The following is a 16,107-nucleotide window of genomic DNA, read 5'->3' on the forward strand; positions in this document are numbered from 1 at the left end:
GGGCCGGAGGCAATAGTGCACCAGGGGCCAAAGCCCACCCTTTACTGCGGATTTTGCGAGAAGGATTGATATCGATGAAAGTCACCATTAATGACGTGGCCGAGCGCGCTGGCGTATCGATCAAGACAGTCTCGCGAGTCATCAACAATGAGCCCTCTGTGCGCTCCAGCACCCGAGAACGGGTTATGAATGTGGTGCAAGCACTCAACTACCACCCCAATTTAGCGGCGCGCAACTTAGCTGGCACCCACTCTTACTCCATTGCCTTTATTTACGACAATCCAAATGCCTACTATGTAATCGATATGCAAAATGGCATTCTCGAAGCCTGCAGAACGCAGGGCTACGAGCTTTTAATCCACCCCGGCAGCGGCCACACAGACTCTATTCACAGGGAGTTACGCAAGCTGGTGGAGCAGAGCCGAGTTGCCGGGCTAGTACTCACCCCACCGTTCTCGGAAACGCCCGCGGTAATCGATACCCTGACATCTTTGGATGTAGAGTTCGTACGAATTATTTCTGCACAAGATTCTCCTCAGCTGGAGGAAAATTGCATCCATATTGATGACGAGGCTGCCGCCTTCGCCATTACCCAGCATTTACTGCAATTGGGCCACAAGCACATCGGCTACCTCTGCGGCGGCACCGAACATTACTCCACATTGGGTCGCCTGGCGGGCTACAGGAGGGCACTGCGGGAAGCGGGACTGCCTTTTGAGAGCGAGCTGGTGAAAGAGGGAGAGTATTCTTTTGATTCCGGTGTGGCCGGAGCCACGGCGCTGCTGCATTCACCCACTTCCCCCACGGCTATTTTTGCCGGCAATGACGAAATTGCCGCAGGCGCACTGTTTGCCGCGCGCATGCTGAATATCGAGGTGCCACAGCAGCTTTCCATCGCCGGCTTCGAAGATAGCCCCTTTTCACGCCAAACTTGGCCCAAGCTCACCACGGCCCAACAACCCAATGAAGACATTGCCCGCTGTGCCGCCGAGCTGGTGCTGGAGCGCATTCAGTGCCGGGGAAACCAAGAAAAGGATCAGCAGCAAGCTGGAAGGAAAACCACCAACCTCCGCCGCAGCTTCACCCCCACACTGGTCGTACGGGACTCCAGCGGACCTGTGGCGGAAAGGACCCTAAACCCCCAAACGTAAACCCGCACCGAACAACCGAAGCGCTATTCGCCGTACACCGGGCACCCACCGATCCAGGTTTTTTGCACCCGAAGATGCCGATCGAGCAAAATCAAATCCGCCCTGGCGCCAGGGGCGATCCTCCCCCCCTGCAACCCCAGGAACTGGGATGGATACAGGCTTGCCATGCGTAAGGATTCGTTAATTTCCAAGCCACACCAGCGGCTGAAATTGCGCACCGCACCCATCATATCCAGGTGCGAACCGGCCAGCTCTCCGGTAGTGGAGGTCAACCTGTCCCCCTCTCGGGTCACCACTCGATCATACAGCGGAAAACTCAGCGCATCGCTACCCACCAGAGACATGGCATCGGTGACTAACAGCAGTTTTCCACGCGGCTTGGCTTTGAGGGCAAGCGTCATAGCCTCCGCACTGACGTGATGACCATCGGCAATAATTCCGCACCAGGCTTCATCGCTAACGAGAGCGGTCCCCACCATCCCGGGTTCACGGGAATGCAACGGCGACATCGCATTGTACAAATGGGTAAAGCCCACGGCGCCCGCACGCAGCGCCAAGCGCACTGTTTCACCATCGGCATTGGAGTGACCGAGACAAACCCGCACCCCCATCGCTGCCAATCGATGAATATCCTCTACCGGAACTGTTTCCGGTGCCAGGGTAACGACCTTTACCCCCAGGTCCTCCCGCGCATAAATTCCCCACTCCTCAGCGCTGAGGGGACGAATAAATGACGACTCGTGGGTACCCTTTTTCGGCACACTCAGATGCGGCCCTTCAAAGTGAATCCCCGCGACACCAGGTACCCGCTCCCGCAGTGCGGCACTGACCGCATTGGCAGCGCGCTGCATAACGTCGAGGCGGTCGGTGATCAGGGTAGGTAAAAAAGCCGTGGTACCAAAACGGGCGTGGGCCTCGGCCATGGTGCGCAGCCCGGCAACGCTGGGCTCTTGATTAAACAGCACACCACCGCCGCCGTTCACCTGCACATCAACCAATCCCGGCGCTAGCAAGCCACGGACATAGGGCGCTGTGCCCTGGGCCGAATCACCGATGGAAACAATGCGGCCATCATCGGCGACGACCAGGGGCACATCCTGCAGAGTCTGCTCACCGTCAAATAGTGTCTCTGCGACCAGGGCAAAAGCCACACCCCCTCCTTAGCATTAAAATAATTCTTGGTCGTAAGTTTTTCCGGTAAATTATTACACGGTCTGGGTGACTTTTTTCAGACCTGCCGGCTCATCGGGATTAATACCGCGATTTACAGCCACATGGGCAACATCGATATAAAAACGCTGCAACAATGCCAGAGGCGCGATGCGCGGGTGTACACCCTTGCTGGGCACATGTAGGTTAATCAGGGTACCTCCCCGGCGCACGATGTCATCGATCTGCTCACTGTGCGCAACATATGATTCATCCTCAATGGGGACATTCACCACCGTCAGCCTGTCCTCAACCAGGGTAACCGGCCCATGTAAAAACTCCGCACTGGAAAAAGACTCCGCGTGAATATTGCATACCTCTTTGAGCTTCAGGGCCAGCTCGCGGGTGATCGCATAACCGGGTCCGCGACCGAGCACAACCAAGTTTTGCACAGAAGCCAAATCTTCAGGCCGCAATTGAATCTCCGCGCGGACCGCCGCCTGCAGAGTTTCTGGCAGTTTTGCCAGGGCATCCCCCAGGGATTTATCCCCGCTCCAACAGGACACCAGTTGTAAAATCGCAGAGAGCGTCGCCAAATAACTTTTGGTCGCCGCCACTGCCTTTTCCGGGCCCGCCTTGAGGGGGATCAACTGATCGACAATGTCCTTGATGGGCGCCTGTTCATCGTTTACCAAAGCGACGGTATAAGCACCACAGTCCCTGGCCATTTTTGCCTGGGCGAGAATATCCGGGCTGCGCCCCGATTGGGATATTACCAACACCAGAGCACCTTCCAGCTTTAGCTTGCGCCCATAAACACTGGAAACCGAGGGCGCTGCGGCAAAGGTCGGCGTTCCCGTTTCTATCTCGATCAGGTACTTGGCGAAGACACCGGCGTGGTCAGATGAACCGCGCCCAACAATCATCACAAAGCGCGGCGAATGCGCACGTAAACGCTCCCCCAGCCGCGCCATGACTTTCGCATTACTGCGCAACTGTTCGGCTATTCTTGCCGGAGCCTCACGGGCTTCGGCTTCCATAGTCGTGGTGGCCATACTGCCCTCCACTCGGGCTATCACTTTCCACGGGGCTCAGCCCTCCCTGCAATGAAGCGGAGAGGGCTACAGTTATCAGTCTATGTGTTGGCCGCATACTGGGAGCCCTGTATTGCTGCGCAGGGTGAGTATTGTCACTTCTATTTGCAATTTCCCCGAGCACAAAAAGCAGGACTTCCCCTACTGATTTACCCTGAAAAGTGATTGCGCGCCAAACGGCGCGTGCCCCCCAATCATCTATGCTTTTTAATAATTCCCCGGTAACAGTCGGGCAATGCTTACAGGAAAAAGTCAATGGCACAGGCCGGTGGCACGCCAATACACCGTTACTGGCGCAACGTTGCGTTACTAATTCTCTTACTGCTCATCAGCAGCTGCTCCAGCATCCAGTTTGCCTATAACAATGTGGATTATTGGATTCGCTGGAAAGTCCACAAATATGTCGAACTGGACAGAAACCAGAAGGGCGAATTACAGGCGGCCCTCAACAGCTTTTTTCGCTGGCATCGACAAACCCAACTCCCACGATACGCCAACTTCCTCGACAACCTGGCAGACCGAGTGGATAAGGGCGCACTGGAAAACCCTCAACTGCAACCAATAGAAAAACAGGTTCATCAGTTTCTAAAAGTGGCCAGTGAAAACACCTACAACTTAATACTGCCTTTGGCTGCGCAACTGAGCGACCAACAAATTAAGGAACTACAGGGTAACCTGTGGAAAAAAGAACAAAAGACCCTGGATAAGTGGCAACGCTCACCAGAGAAAATTAAGCACAAGCGAGACAAAATTATACGCAAGGAAAGTATTCGCTGGCTCGGCACCCTTACCGAGGCGCAAAAAAATATGATCTCTGCCTGGGTCGCCAAGATGGAATACAACCCTTTACAACGCATCGAACAACGCAGGCTGTGGCAATCAAAAACCTTTGAGTTATTACACAGTAAACCTGAGGGTTACCTGGAAGAAATACGCAGCCTGCTACTTAAACCAGAACAGCTCTGGTCAGCCGAATATCGCCAAGCCCAAGAACAACGCCAACAGCAGGCGCAGACACTGGCAAAAAAAATATTAACCAGCACCAGCCCCTCGCAACGGCGCCACCTGAGCCGCAACCTCAGAGAATATGCACAGGATTTCCGCGCCTTAGCCAGCCAATAAACGAGTGGGTGAGCATAGAACAAAGAACCCACAGCTTGGGCGAGAACTCCAAATTTACACGAGGACAACCATTAAAAGCATTGCTGCGGGGCTGACGAAGCCCGCTTCATACTGCTAAGCTCACCGCCTCCAATGACCAGCCAGGGGACATCACGTGCAAATCGAATCCGCCAGTATTAGCCAGTTAGTGGAGTGGGAAAAAGAGTTGAGCACCCACTATGAGCGCATCCGCCAACACGAACTGAATCTGGACATCACCCGCGGCAAACCTTCAACCGAGCAACTGAATCTATCCGATAAACTCGACGGTATCCTTTCCGGCGACTATCGCGCCGCCGGTGGTACAGACACCCGCAATTACGGCGGCTTGATCGGGCTCACCTGTGCCCGCGAACTGGGTGCGGATATGCTCCAGGTGCCCACAGAGGAAGTCATCGCCGGTGGCAACAGCTCCCTCACACTGATGTATCACGCAGTGCTAACTGGCTACCTGTTCGGATTTGCCGGCAATACCCCCTGGCGCGAGCTGAAGGCACCGAAGTTTCTCTGCCCGGTGCCCGGATACGATCGGCACTTCACCATCTGCGAACAACTGGGGATTGGCATGATCAATATCCCCGTGAATGCGCAGGGCCCCGATATGGATCTTGTCGAAAAGCATATCCGCGAGGATAACGAGATCATCGGTATTTGGTGTGTACCCAAGTATTCCAACCCCACCGGCGTTACCTACAGCGAGGAAACAGTAGAGCGCTTGGCACAACTCGGGCAAATCGCTAACCCGGGCTTTCGCATTTTCTGGGACAACGCCTATGCCGTACACGATCTCGGACACTACGTCAGCCTCCCCAGTATTCGTGCGGCCACTCTGGAAAATGACACTGCAGATTCTGTGCTTCAATTCGCCTCCACCTCCAAAGTGACCCACGCCGGAAGTGGTGTGGCTTTCGTCAGTGCCACTGGTGACAACCTGAAGTCTCTGCAGCAACAAATGCAGGCAATGACCATTGGTCCCGACAAAGTCAACCAGCTGCGACACTCGCGCTTTTTTACCGAGTGTACCTCCCTCAAGGATCATATGCGCAAACACGCCACTATCCTTAGACCCAAGTTTGACTGCGTGCTGGAACACCTGCATAACGGACTGGAAGGTATGAATCTGGGCCAATGGGAGAAACCACAAGGAGGGTATTTTGTTTCCTTTAATACCCGTCCGGGCTGTGCCAAGGCGGTAGTAAACCTGGCCGCGGAGGCTGGAGTAAAACTGACGCCGGCCGGAGCTACCTTTCCCTACGGCAAGGATCCAGAGGACAGTAATATCCGCATAGCGCCGAGCTTTCCTCCCCTGGAGGAACTCGATACCGCCATGGCAGTTTTTGTGCTGTGTGTGAAGTTGGCGAGTGTACGCCAAAGACTGGAACAGCTATACCAGAAGGGGTAGCTGCCTAGAAAGATCGTATTAATCGATAAAAAGGGCACCTTAACTGGCCGCCCTTTTTACTCACACTTCGTTTTCACTGGATAAATAGCGCCGCGCGAACTTTTCCTCGGCCATGCTTAAGTCAACAACCACAAGCCCATCCACTGCATCGCAGAAATCCGGATCGACGTTAAAGGCGTGAAAGCTGGTACCGCCCGGCCTTGTCAATGCTGCATACTTTTTAAAAAGCGGCGGCAGGACTACGCCCTCCTCGCGCAGCAGCAACTTTAATTGGCGCATATCCGCAATAGAGCTCCCCGACAATAATGGCAGGGGCCCACCAGCCTGCAGGAAAGGCAGACGCGCATCTCCCAAGGAATTTTGCGGGGAAAAATAATGAGAGAAGTAGCGCACAATTGCAGATTTCGCCCGCACAGAGAAACTGCCCGGCATAGAAACCGGGCCAAATAAATAACGTACATCATTGCGTAAAACCCACTGACCAATAGCACTCCAGAGCAGATCCAAGCCCTTGCCTCGCCAGTATTCCGGTAGCAAAAAACTGCGTCCAAGTTCCGCAGAGCCCGGTAGGCATTGTCGTGGTGGGCTTGGGTAATTGAATAAAGTGCTGCTGTAGATTTCATCTTCCGCTAATACCTCAGTGCACGCCAGGCGGTAAGCGCCGGCAATTTGCCGGCGCTTGCGGTCCCAGAGCAATAGGTGATCATAGTGCGCATCAAAGGCATCCCAGTCCCGGCTCTGCCCAGTACCCTCACCTACTGCGCGGAACGCGATTTCACGCATCCGCGCCAGCTCCCGCATAACCGGGCAATCCGCCCCCTGGCGATACAGGCGTACAGAAAACTCTCCCTGGGCAATCAATGCTTCACAACTTTGGATGACTTTTTCAACCTCTGCCTGAGACTCCGCAGCTGCAATAAGTTCCGGGCCCAGGGGCGCGGGAGAGCGATGCAGCTGGTAAACATGTTTACGCCAGAGCGCAGCCTGGGCGCGAGGCGTCAATGGCCAGGTGCGGAAGTGCTCCGCCTCCAGGGGGCGGCCAATTCGGATATCAATCCCTCGACTGGCCTGCTTAAACATTTCACGAATCAGCCAAAGTGTGGACAGGGGCTTGTTCATCATTGACAAACCGTAAAACCACCAGGAATTCCTGCCGAGTACCTGCATAGGTAAAATCGGCGCATTGGCCTTTTCCGCAAAGCGGACAAATCCTGGATTCCAACGCCCATCGCGTACGCCTTTGGGACTGAGGCGTGAAACCTCTCCGGCGGGAAAAATAATTACAGCCCCCCCCTGATCCAGATAATCATAAATCCCCTGTACATCCGCACGGCGGGTACGCCCATTAAAATTATCCACCGGCAAAAAGTAGGAGCGCAGAGGTTTAATATTCCACAGCAATTCACTAGCAACTGCGCGCACATCTCGGCGCACCCTCGCCACCATATCGATCAGTGCCAATCCATCCAGGCTGCCCAGGGGGTGGTTGGCAACGATAATCAAGGGACCCGTTGTCGGCACCCGCTCTAATTCCGAGGGATTTAATTCATAACGAAAATTCAAATCGGTAAATAATTGACGAATAAAATCCAATCCCCCCAAGTGGGGATAGCGCCGCCCCAAGTCGACAATTCTCTCCTCACAGCATATTTTTTTCAGAGTGGCGGAAACCAATTTTCGCGTTGGCTTTTGTGGTGCTGCGCTGTACCAGGTATTTTTTTGCAAGAGTGCTTCAAATTGAATCATGCGGCCACCACCTCTGTCATTATGCTGGCTATTTTCGGCGTCTGGTACCAATGCAGCAGTTCCAGGTTGCCATTTTGTTGCTCCACTACGGCACTCATTGAATCGACCCAGTCACCGCAATTGGCATAAATTACCGGGCTACCACCATTATTTTTACTGCGTAGCGCCGGGCGATGAATATGCCCACAGATTATTCCATCCATTCCCCGAGCGTCCGCCGCAGCAACGGCGACACGTTCAAAGTCACTCATCATCTGCCGGGCCGCACCCACCCGGTTTTTTATCTGGCTGGCCAGAGACCACCAGGGCTTATTGAAACGACTGCGCCAATAATTAATCCAGCGGTTCAAGCGCAACATCAGGTAATAACTGCGGTCACCGATGTGGTAACTAACCGGATTAATTTTTATATGGTGCTCAAATTGATCCCCATGGGTGACCCAGTAGCGCTTGCCGCCCGCAGCAGTGTGCACCCAGTCCCGTTCAATCCGGATATTACCCAGTCGCTTACCCGCCCAGCTGCGCATGGGGGCATCGTGATTACCGGGGATATAAATGACTTCCGGGATAAGGTTGCTCAACTCCGAAAGCATACCCAGCAGTAGGGAAGATGCCTGACACCAAGTGCCCCTGCCCTTGGATAGGGCATACATATCGAAAATGTCCCCCACCAAGTACACCTTATCGGCACGGTTCTGTGCCAGAAAGTCCGCCAGCCGGTGGGGCTCACTGTCTCTACTACCTAAATGGACATCGGATACCCACAGCGCACGGTAGCGATTGCTCATAGCAAGGTTCCAACCTTTGATCAGTGATCAACTTGCAATCAGGGGCTGATAAACGACTTACTGGGCGCCAAAGTAAGCGTCACACACGGTGTCAGTCGTATATATCAGCCGGGGGCTTGCAAGCTGGATACAGGCGGGTACCTATCGAGCATCAATTCAGGATCAAACTTGAGTAAAATCGATAATCACCCGCACAATCACTTTGCAGCGATTCGATGACAACCCGGAGGATTTTTATTGAAGCTTATATTGCAGTGAAACCCGAAGGACTGCGAGGGTTTTAGGCGCCCGAATCAGCCAGGCCAAAGACCTGCTGATTCGGTGAAAAAAGGGGGGGATTACTCAGTATCTTGGGGATGACGAATAGGCGGTGCGAAAGGGAATTTTGCTACTTTATCGCCCTTAACCTCGACAATTTTGCCGGTGCCTTCTTTCTCCACCTCATCAATACGCACAATACTGTGCATGGGAATATAGGAGCGGGTCACCGAGGCAAATTCGGTTTTCAGTTTTTCTTCACTCGGGTCCACTACCAGCTGGGCCTTCTCCCCAAATACGAACTCCTCGACCTCAATAAAGCCGTACATATCGCTCTGATAGATAGCCCGGGCATAGAGTTCATACACCTGGTTCTGGTTGTGGAAAATCACTTTATATATCGGGTTGGCCATAAGTCTCTCAGGATGGGGAATACCCCGAAGCTCGAAGTTGTTCAGAAAACGGGCAATGCCCGAAAAAGCGCGCAAGAATAGCACAGGTTCTCAAGCGCTAATATAGCCATCTATGCAGTGCCGGGTCCTGTCGCTATAATGCCCCACCCGTTTAATTGACCAGTTTTTAATCAGGCGCGATATGTCCGATACACCGGCGAAAAAGCTATACATCAAAACCCACGGCTGCCAAATGAATGAGTACGATTCCGCCAGGATGCGCGATCTACTCGGCGAATCACACGCGATGGTACCCACCGACGATCCTGAAGAGGCGGACGTGCTACTGGTCAACACCTGTTCTATTCGCGAAAAGGCCCAGGAAAAGTTATTCCACCAGCTCGGTCGCTGGAAGCGCCTCAAGGAAAAAAATCCCGAACTGGTGATTGGCGTCGGCGGCTGTGTCGCCAGCCAGGAAGGCGAAGCCATCGCCAAGCGCGCCCCCCATGTAGACCTGATCTTTGGCCCGCAAACCCTACACCGCTTGCCGGAAATGATGGAAACCAAAGAGCAGAAAAACGGCGTTGTAATCGTCGATATCAGCTTCCCTGAGATCGAGAAATTCGACCGCCTGCCCCAGCCAGAAGCCGATGGTGTCTCAGCCTTTGTCTCTATTATGGAAGGCTGCTCCAAATACTGCACATTCTGCGTGGTTCCCTACACCCGCGGTGAAGAGGTAAGCCGGCCGGTCGCCGATGTACTGGAAGAAGTCGCACATTTGGCCGAGCAGGGTGTGCGGGAAGTGAACCTGCTGGGCCAAAACGTCAACGCCTACCGAGCTGCCGGCGAAGACGGCCAGGAAGTGGATTTCGCCGAGCTGATCACCTACGTGGCGGCGATTGATGGTATCGACCGCATCCGCTATACCACATCACACCCGGTCGAGTTCTCCGATGCACTGATCGACGTGTACGCACAGGTACCAGAACTGGTCAGCCACCTTCACCTGCCGGTGCAAAGCGGCTCCGACCGTATTTTGATGGCTATGAAGCGTGGCCACACAGCGCTGGAATACAAATCGAAAATCCGCCGTCTGAAAAATATTCGTCCGGATATCTGCCTATCCTCAGATTTTATCGTGGGCTTCCCCGGTGAAACCGACAGAGATTTTGAAGCCACCATGAACCTGATTCAGGACGTGGGCTTTGACCTCTCCTTCAGTTTTATTTACTCACCACGCCCGGGAACCCCTGCTGCCGACCTGCCCGACGATACCCCGGAAGAGGTTAAGAAAAAGCGCCTGAAATTACTGCAAAATCGCATCAACCAACAGGCTCAGGCTATAGCCAGACATATGGTGGGCAATACCGAGCGGGTACTTGTAAGCGGAGTTTCCAAGAAAGATCCGGGCCAGTTACAAGGGCGCACGGAAAACAACCGAGTAGTCAACTTCCGTGCCGACGACTTGGCCCTGATTGGTAAGTTTGCCGATGTACTGATCGAAGAAGCCCTGCCCAATTCCCTGCGCGGTACCCTAATCACTTCTGAGTTGGAAGAGGACCTGCTCTAAGGTTCTCTCAATCCCCACATCCCGGCAAGGTGTGCTTAAAAACCACTCCTTGCCGCCAAAATAGCCTAACAGCACCGCTGAAATTACAAGCTGTAATTAAAATCGGGTAAAGTTAGAACCTATTGGTAAGATCCAAGGCTTTCCTATCCAGGGAAAATGGGTATACCCTAGCAATGAACACTACAAATTAAGGTGCCGGAAACCAGTTTGGAAACTCAAGCTCTCGCTCACAGTATCACTCTCGAGCCCAATGACGCTCGACGCCTCGCCAACCTCTGCGGTCAGTTCGACCAGCATTTGCGCCAAATAGAACAGCGACTGGGTATTGAAATCCGTAATCGGGGCAACCAGTTCGCCGTCTACGGCGACCCGAAAACGGCCAAGGCTGCCTGTGAGTTGCTGAGCGCCCTCTACAAGGAGACCGGCACCCGCGATGACCTGACGCCCGATGAGATCCATTTGGCTCTACAACAGGCAGGCGTAGAGGAATTGCTCCGCAAGGGTGAAGGGGGCGAATCCACAGAAGCCGACCAAGTGGTATTGATTCGCACCAAAAAGTGTTCTGTACGCCCGCGTGGTTTAAACCAACGCAAGTACGTGCATGCGGTACAGAGCAACGATATCAATTTCGGTATAGGCCCCGCCGGTACCGGCAAAACCTATCTGGCGGTCGCCTGTGCAGTCGAGTCCCTACTTAAAGACCAGGTGGAACGCATTCTGTTGGTGCGCCCTGCGGTGGAAGCCGGTGAAAAACTCGGCTTTCTCCCCGGTGACCTAAGCCAAAAAGTAGACCCCTACTTACGCCCACTCTACGACGCCCTCTACGAGATGCTGGGCTTTGAGACGGTCGGTAAGCTGATAGAACGCAACGTGATCGAAGTAGCTCCTCTGGCCTACATGCGCGGGCGTACACTCAATAACGCTTTTGTGATTCTCGATGAGAGCCAGAACACCACCCGCGAACAGATGAAAATGTTTCTGACCCGAATTGGTTTCGGCTCCACGGCGGTGATCACCGGAGATCCGAGCCAGGTGGACCTGCCACGCGGGCAGGCCTCGGGCCTGCGCCACTCCGTGGAAGTACTCAACAAGGTCAACGGTATCAGCTTTACCCATTTCAGCGCCAAGGATGTGGTCCGCCACCCTCTCGTACAGCGCATCGTGGAAGCCTACGATATCCACGAGGCGGAACGGGATGCCAACATCAGTAACAAAGCCGATGAGAACGCCGCCTGAGGTCCCCCCGCATAGTTATGATTGACTTGACCCTCGATGTGCAGCGGGCGAGCCGCTGCAGTAGCCTCCCCCCCGATGAAAAGATCCGCACATGGGTAATTAGCGCCCTTTCCAGCCAACGTGAAGAAGCCGAATTAGCGGTGCGTATCGTCGATGAAGATGAGAGCCGACAGCTCAACGCCCAGTACCGGGGCAAAGACAAACCCACCAACGTTTTGTCTTTCCACACAGACTTCCCCGCGGAGCTGAATCTACCCCTGCTGGGAGACTTGGTCATCTGCGCACCGGTTGTTGAGATAGAAGCGAAACAACAGGGCAAATCATCCGAAGCACACTGGGCACATATGCTGGTCCATGGCACACTGCACCTTCTGGGTTATGACCACATCGAAGATAGCGATGCGGAAATCATGGAAAAGCTGGAGACAAGCCTGATGGCTCAACTCGGCTTTGCCGATCCCTACACGCCTCTCGATGAGGCGGGGTGATGGCCCCCGGCCGAGATGAAAGTGACCCATTAACGATTCCTGAATTGACAACAGACGAGAGATACCCGGAGCATGGCCACTTCCATGACCACAGACGAGCCCCCAAGTAGCCACTCTTCCAGCAAGCCCCGGTCGAGTGAAAAAAACTGGCTGGAAAGACTGTTTGGCGCATTTTCCGCCGAACCCAAGTCCCGTGATGAATTGCTGGATATCATCAAGGATGCTGCTGAAAACCAGCTGGTCGACGCCGAGGCACTGTCCATTATTGAAGGCGCCCTGGATGTATCCAGCCAGCAAGTTCGGGAGATTATGATCCCCCGCTCGCAGATGGTGGTTGTGGGTCTGCAGGACAAGCCCGAAACGTTTCTCCCCAAAATTATCGAATCTGGTCACTCCCGCTTCCCCGTGGTTGGCGAGAGCATTGACGATATTCGCGGAATACTGCTGGCTAAAGACCTATTACCTCTGCTCCTCAAAGGTGTCGGCGAATTCCAGCTCGAAGACATCATTCGCCCGGCCAATATCATCCCCGAAAGCAAGCGCCTGAATATTCTCCTGCGGGAATTTCGTGAAAATCGCTACCATATGGCCGTTGTTATCGACGAGTATGGCGGTGTATCTGGCGTGGTCACCATTGAAGATATCCTCGAAGAAATCGTTGGCGAAATCGAAGATGAAACCGATGAGGAAGAAGCGGATAGTTTTATTCGTCGCGTGGGCGAGAATGACTATATCGTCAAGGCCCTGACCCCCATCGAAGAGTTCAACGAATTTTTTGATTGCACGTTCAGCGATGAAGAATTCGACACGGTTGGTGGTCTGATTATGCAATCTTTCGGCCACCTGCCTGGCCGAGATGAAGTCACCCGCCTAGGCGACTTCCTATTCCGGGTGCTCTACGCGGACAGCCGGCAGATCCACCTGCTTCGCGTTGCCCATATGCGCAAGCCGCCCGATGAGGATTAAGCGGTATGCCCCCTGGGCGACACTGGTCAAAACTCTTCGGGGTTGAGAGCTCGGCGGCACTGGCGGCTATCGATTAAGCGAGTCTATGCGAAGAATACTATTACCCCTCGCCGGCGCTAGTGCCGGCGGGCTGATGACATTGTCCCTCGCCCCCTTTAACTACTGGGTGTGCGGCCTCCTGTCCCTGACCCTGCTGGCGTGGTTATTCCTGTTCGCCGCCCGCGGCACCCCGCTGCGCGGGCGCAACGCCCTCTGGTTGGCTTTTTGCTATGGATTCGGCCTGTATGCCACAGGTGGCTCCTGGGTCTATGTTTCCATCACGAACTTTGGCAATTCCTCGCCCGCCCTAGGGCTCGCCCTCACCGGGGGATTTGTCGCCTTGATGGCAGCGCTTTTGGCCGCGCCTTTTTATTTTCTCGGCCGCTTCACTGCCAACAAATTCAGTTTTGCCCTGGCCTTTGCCGCCCTCTGGTTTATCAGCGAGTGGTTCCGCAGCTGGATGTTCACAGGATTCCCCTGGTTATTCGCCGGCTACGCCCACCTGGAAACCTGGTTGTCCGGCTGGGCGCCGGTGCTGAGTGTCTATGGAATCGGCTTGCTACTGGCCCTCTCCGGGGCAGTATTGGCGCTGGCTGCCAGTGGCCGCCTGGCCCCCCTCAAGCAACCCGCCCATGTCGCACTGATTAGCGCGGCGCTTCTCCCCTGGCCTCTCGGGGCTGCTCTCTCCAAGATCCAGTGGACCCAGGCCGAAGGTGGCTTAATCACAGTGGGGTTAGTACAGGCGAACATCCCGCAGGAAAAAAAGTGGCTCCCAGAATTTCGCGGGGAGACCATCAGTCGCTACCAAGAGGGCTCCCTCGCCCTGAGTGAGCAGGATGTAGATGTGATTATCTGGCCGGAGGCAGCACTCCCCATGCTGTACGGTCAGGCGCCAAACCTAATGCAGGCCCTGCAGCGCAATGCGGAAAAAACCGGGATCGATCTGATCAGCGGTATTCTTTACGACACACGCAGCCCAGAAAGCGGCGCCAAGAAAGTACACAATTCCGCAGCCGTTTTTGGCCGCAGCCCCAGTGTTTACCACAAACGTCACTTGGTGCCTTTTGGCGAGTATGTCCCCCTGGAGGACTTCATCAGGGGGACCATTGAATTCTTTAACCTGCCCACCTCCTTTATCCGTTCCGGCCCCGATCAACAGGGCCCACTCAATGCGGGAAAGGCCAGTTGGGCCCCCCTTATCTGCTATGAAATTGTCTATCCTCGACTGGTAGCCGATAGCGCCCTCTCAGCCCAGGTACTCCTCACCATCAGTAACGATGCCTGGTTTGGCGACTCCATAGGGCCATTGCAACATATGCAGATGGCGCAGATGCGCGCGCTGGAAACAGGGCGCTACCTAGTACGCGGCACCAATACCGGTGTGAGTGCCATCGTTGACCCCCACGGAAGCATCCTCAAACAGCTGCCGCAGTTTGAGCAGGCCAATATGACCGGCGATATTCGTGCAATGCGCGGCTCCACCCCCTTTATGCTCGCCGGCATATCCACAGTTTTTACGCTGGCCATACCAATGCTGGTACTGGCAATGCTGCTGCAGCGCCGGCGGTCCGATAAGGTCAAAAAACCTCTCACCGGCGGAGTAGCCGAATAATAGCCCCCGTCACAACCCTTGCTCTAGCAGGCGGTCGGGGCCCCGCCCCTGGGGATGCCTGCTATGCTGCAAGCAATTTACCAGTGAAATTTTGGCGGGGATGCCCAGTCTATGCATTGCTTAATCAGTGGTGGCACCGGCCTGATCGGTAGACTTTTTTGCCAGCGCTGGCTTGCCCGCGGCGACACGCTCACCGTATTGAGCCGCCAGCCGGACAAAGTTCGCAGGCTCTGTGGAGAGTCGGCCAAGGCCTGTGGTACACCCGAAGAGGTTCAAGAACGGGTGGATGTTGTAGTCAACCTGGCCGGTGAACCCATATCCAGCCGTTGGACTGAGAAACGCCGCGCCGAAATTCGTAACTCCCGCCTAAACACCACCGAAAGATTAGTGCGCTGGACCCTCGCCCAGCGAGAACGGCCAGACTACTTCCTGTCGGGGTCCGCTATCGGCTACTACGGGGACCGCGGAGGGGAATTACTGAGGGAGGACAGTTCTCCTGGCGGCGGGTTTTCCGCTCAACTCTGCCGCGACTGGGAAGCAGCCACACAGCCCCTGCAGAGAGCAGGCATGTGTGTTGGGACAATTCGCACAGCAGTAGTGCTATCCACCCGCGGCGGTGCACTGCCAAAAATGTTGCCTGCTTTCCGCCTGGGCCTGGGGGGACCGATGGGCTCCGGTGAGCACTGGATGAGCTGGGTTCATGAGGAGGATGAGGTTGGTCTGATACTTCATGCAATCGACAAGCGACTTTGCGTACCTTTTAATGCCAGTGCACCCGAAGCCGTCACCAACAACAGTTTCAGTCGCCTATTAGCCAAACAGCTACACCGCCCCTCTTTGTTTCGCTCACCCGCCTGGTTGCTCAAAACCCTGTTCGGACAGATGGCGGAAGAACTACTCCTGGCCAGCGAGCGGGTGGAGCCTCGTGCCGCTCTGGATAGTGGCTACAGCTTTCAGTTCCCCACCCTGGAGCAGGCTCTTGCAGACCTGCTCAATCAAAATAGCGCTACCAATAAGGCCCGCGCCTAGCGTATACCGCGTTGAAAACAGTCTCT

At 54.8% G+C, this 16,107-nt stretch carries 14 protein-coding genes; 9 read left to right on the forward strand and 5 right to left on the reverse strand.

All coding sequences use genetic code 11. The annotated features are described in order from the left end of the window. Positions 1 to 74 precede the first annotated feature (74 nt). On the forward strand, positions 75 to 1,151 hold the full coding sequence (locus tag Q1A69_RS12135) for a LacI family DNA-binding transcriptional regulator (RefSeq protein WP_299585633.1): 1,077 nt from the start codon (positions 75 to 77) through the stop codon (positions 1,149 to 1,151). 23 nt (positions 1,152 to 1,174) lie between these two features. Here Q1A69_RS12135 and nagA read toward each other — a convergent pair whose 3' ends face one another. Next, positions 1,175 to 2,302, reverse strand: a complete 1,128-nt coding sequence (gene nagA / locus Q1A69_RS12140; protein WP_299585635.1) for an N-acetylglucosamine-6-phosphate deacetylase — start codon at positions 2,300 to 2,302, stop codon at positions 1,175 to 1,177. Between the two features lie 54 nt (positions 2,303 to 2,356). After that, positions 2,357 to 3,355, reverse strand: coding sequence for a glucosamine-6-phosphate deaminase NagB-II (gene nagB-II, locus Q1A69_RS12145; RefSeq protein WP_299585637.1), 999 nt, complete (start codon positions 3,353 to 3,355; stop codon positions 2,357 to 2,359). A 294-nt stretch (positions 3,356 to 3,649) separates the two neighbouring features. Between nagB-II and Q1A69_RS12150 the strand changes: the two genes are divergently transcribed. Continuing rightward, positions 3,650 to 4,516 (forward strand): DUF6279 family lipoprotein, encoded by an 867-nt coding sequence (locus tag Q1A69_RS12150; protein WP_299585639.1) that lies wholly within the window; start codon positions 3,650 to 3,652, stop codon positions 4,514 to 4,516. Between the two features lie 154 nt (positions 4,517 to 4,670). Next, complete coding sequence (locus tag Q1A69_RS12155; RefSeq protein ID WP_299585641.1) at positions 4,671 to 5,957, forward strand: aminotransferase class I/II-fold pyridoxal phosphate-dependent enzyme; 1,287 nt, start codon at positions 4,671 to 4,673, stop codon at positions 5,955 to 5,957. 60 nt (positions 5,958 to 6,017) lie between these two features. On the opposite strand, the gene Q1A69_RS12160 is transcribed toward Q1A69_RS12155, so the two are convergent. The 3 genes from Q1A69_RS12160 to Q1A69_RS12170 all read right to left on the reverse strand — a co-directional run bounded on the left by Q1A69_RS12160 (position 6,018) and on the right by Q1A69_RS12170 (position 9,162). Beyond that, positions 6,018 to 7,703, reverse strand: coding sequence for a GNAT family N-acyltransferase (locus Q1A69_RS12160; RefSeq protein WP_299585643.1), 1,686 nt, complete (start codon positions 7,701 to 7,703; stop codon positions 6,018 to 6,020). Continuing rightward, a complete protein-coding gene (locus Q1A69_RS12165; RefSeq protein ID WP_299585645.1) occupies positions 7,700 to 8,491 on the reverse strand; it encodes a UDP-2,3-diacylglucosamine diphosphatase in 792 nt (263 codons plus the stop codon). The genes Q1A69_RS12160 and Q1A69_RS12165 overlap by 4 nt, the downstream gene beginning before the upstream one ends. Before the next feature lie 338 nt (positions 8,492 to 8,829). After that, on the reverse strand, positions 8,830 to 9,162 hold the full coding sequence (locus Q1A69_RS12170; protein ID WP_172975496.1) for a DUF1820 family protein: 333 nt from the start codon (positions 9,160 to 9,162) through the stop codon (positions 8,830 to 8,832). 181 nt (positions 9,163 to 9,343) lie between these two features. Here Q1A69_RS12170 and miaB point away from each other — a divergent pair, with 181 nt between their 5' ends. The 6 genes from miaB (at position 9,344) to Q1A69_RS12200 (ending at position 16,081) form a co-directional block, all read left to right on the forward strand. Continuing rightward, positions 9,344 to 10,711, forward strand: a complete 1,368-nt coding sequence (gene miaB, locus Q1A69_RS12175) for a tRNA (N6-isopentenyl adenosine(37)-C2)-methylthiotransferase MiaB (protein ID WP_299585647.1) — start codon at positions 9,344 to 9,346, stop codon at positions 10,709 to 10,711. A 207-nt stretch (positions 10,712 to 10,918) separates the two neighbouring features. Further along, complete coding sequence (locus Q1A69_RS12180) at positions 10,919 to 11,947, forward strand: PhoH family protein (protein WP_299585649.1); 1,029 nt, start codon at positions 10,919 to 10,921, stop codon at positions 11,945 to 11,947. Positions 11,948 to 11,964: 17 nt separating this feature from the next. After that, entirely contained in the window at positions 11,965 to 12,435 is a 471-nt protein-coding gene (gene ybeY / locus Q1A69_RS12185) for an rRNA maturation RNase YbeY (RefSeq protein ID WP_299585651.1), read from the forward strand. 84 nt (positions 12,436 to 12,519) lie between these two features. Continuing rightward, a complete protein-coding gene (locus Q1A69_RS12190; RefSeq protein WP_299585745.1) occupies positions 12,520 to 13,401 on the forward strand; it encodes a transporter associated domain-containing protein in 882 nt (293 codons plus the stop codon). Positions 13,402 to 13,486: 85 nt separating this feature from the next. After that, a complete protein-coding gene (lnt, locus tag Q1A69_RS12195) occupies positions 13,487 to 15,052 on the forward strand; it encodes an apolipoprotein N-acyltransferase (RefSeq protein WP_299585653.1) in 1,566 nt (521 codons plus the stop codon). 111 nt (positions 15,053 to 15,163) lie between these two features. Next, positions 15,164 to 16,081 (forward strand): TIGR01777 family oxidoreductase, encoded by a 918-nt coding sequence (locus Q1A69_RS12200; protein WP_299585655.1) that lies wholly within the window; start codon positions 15,164 to 15,166, stop codon positions 16,079 to 16,081. The last annotated feature ends 26 nt before the right edge of the window (positions 16,082 to 16,107 follow it).

Origin of the sequence: uncultured Microbulbifer sp. (assembly GCF_947498635.1) — a bacterium.
In the GTDB taxonomy this organism is placed as follows: domain Bacteria; phylum Pseudomonadota; class Gammaproteobacteria; order Pseudomonadales; family Cellvibrionaceae; genus Microbulbifer; species Microbulbifer echini.

Coding starts and splice junctions, on each gene's coding strand:
- lnt (WP_299585653.1), top strand. CDS start 13,487: ATGCGAAGAATACTATTACCCCTCGCCGGCGCTAGTGCCGGCGGGCTG.
- Q1A69_RS12190 (WP_299585745.1), top strand. CDS start 12,520: ATGACCACAGACGAGCCCCCAAGTAGCCACTCTTCCAGCAAGCCCCGG.
- miaB (WP_299585647.1), top strand. CDS start 9,344: ATGTCCGATACACCGGCGAAAAAGCTATACATCAAAACCCACGGCTGC.
- Q1A69_RS12200 (WP_299585655.1), top strand. CDS start 15,164: ATGCATTGCTTAATCAGTGGTGGCACCGGCCTGATCGGTAGACTTTTT.
- Q1A69_RS12170 (WP_172975496.1), bottom strand. CDS start 9,162: ATGGCCAACCCGATATATAAAGTGATTTTCCACAACCAGAACCAGGTG.
- Q1A69_RS12135 (WP_299585633.1), top strand. CDS start 75: ATGAAAGTCACCATTAATGACGTGGCCGAGCGCGCTGGCGTATCGATC.
- Q1A69_RS12160 (WP_299585643.1), bottom strand. CDS start 7,703: ATGATTCAATTTGAAGCACTCTTGCAAAAAAATACCTGGTACAGCGCA.
- Q1A69_RS12165 (WP_299585645.1), bottom strand. CDS start 8,491: ATGAGCAATCGCTACCGTGCGCTGTGGGTATCCGATGTCCATTTAGGT.
- Q1A69_RS12150 (WP_299585639.1), top strand. CDS start 3,650: ATGGCACAGGCCGGTGGCACGCCAATACACCGTTACTGGCGCAACGTT.
- nagB-II (WP_299585637.1), bottom strand. CDS start 3,355: ATGGCCACCACGACTATGGAAGCCGAAGCCCGTGAGGCTCCGGCAAGA.
- ybeY (WP_299585651.1), top strand. CDS start 11,965: ATGATTGACTTGACCCTCGATGTGCAGCGGGCGAGCCGCTGCAGTAGC.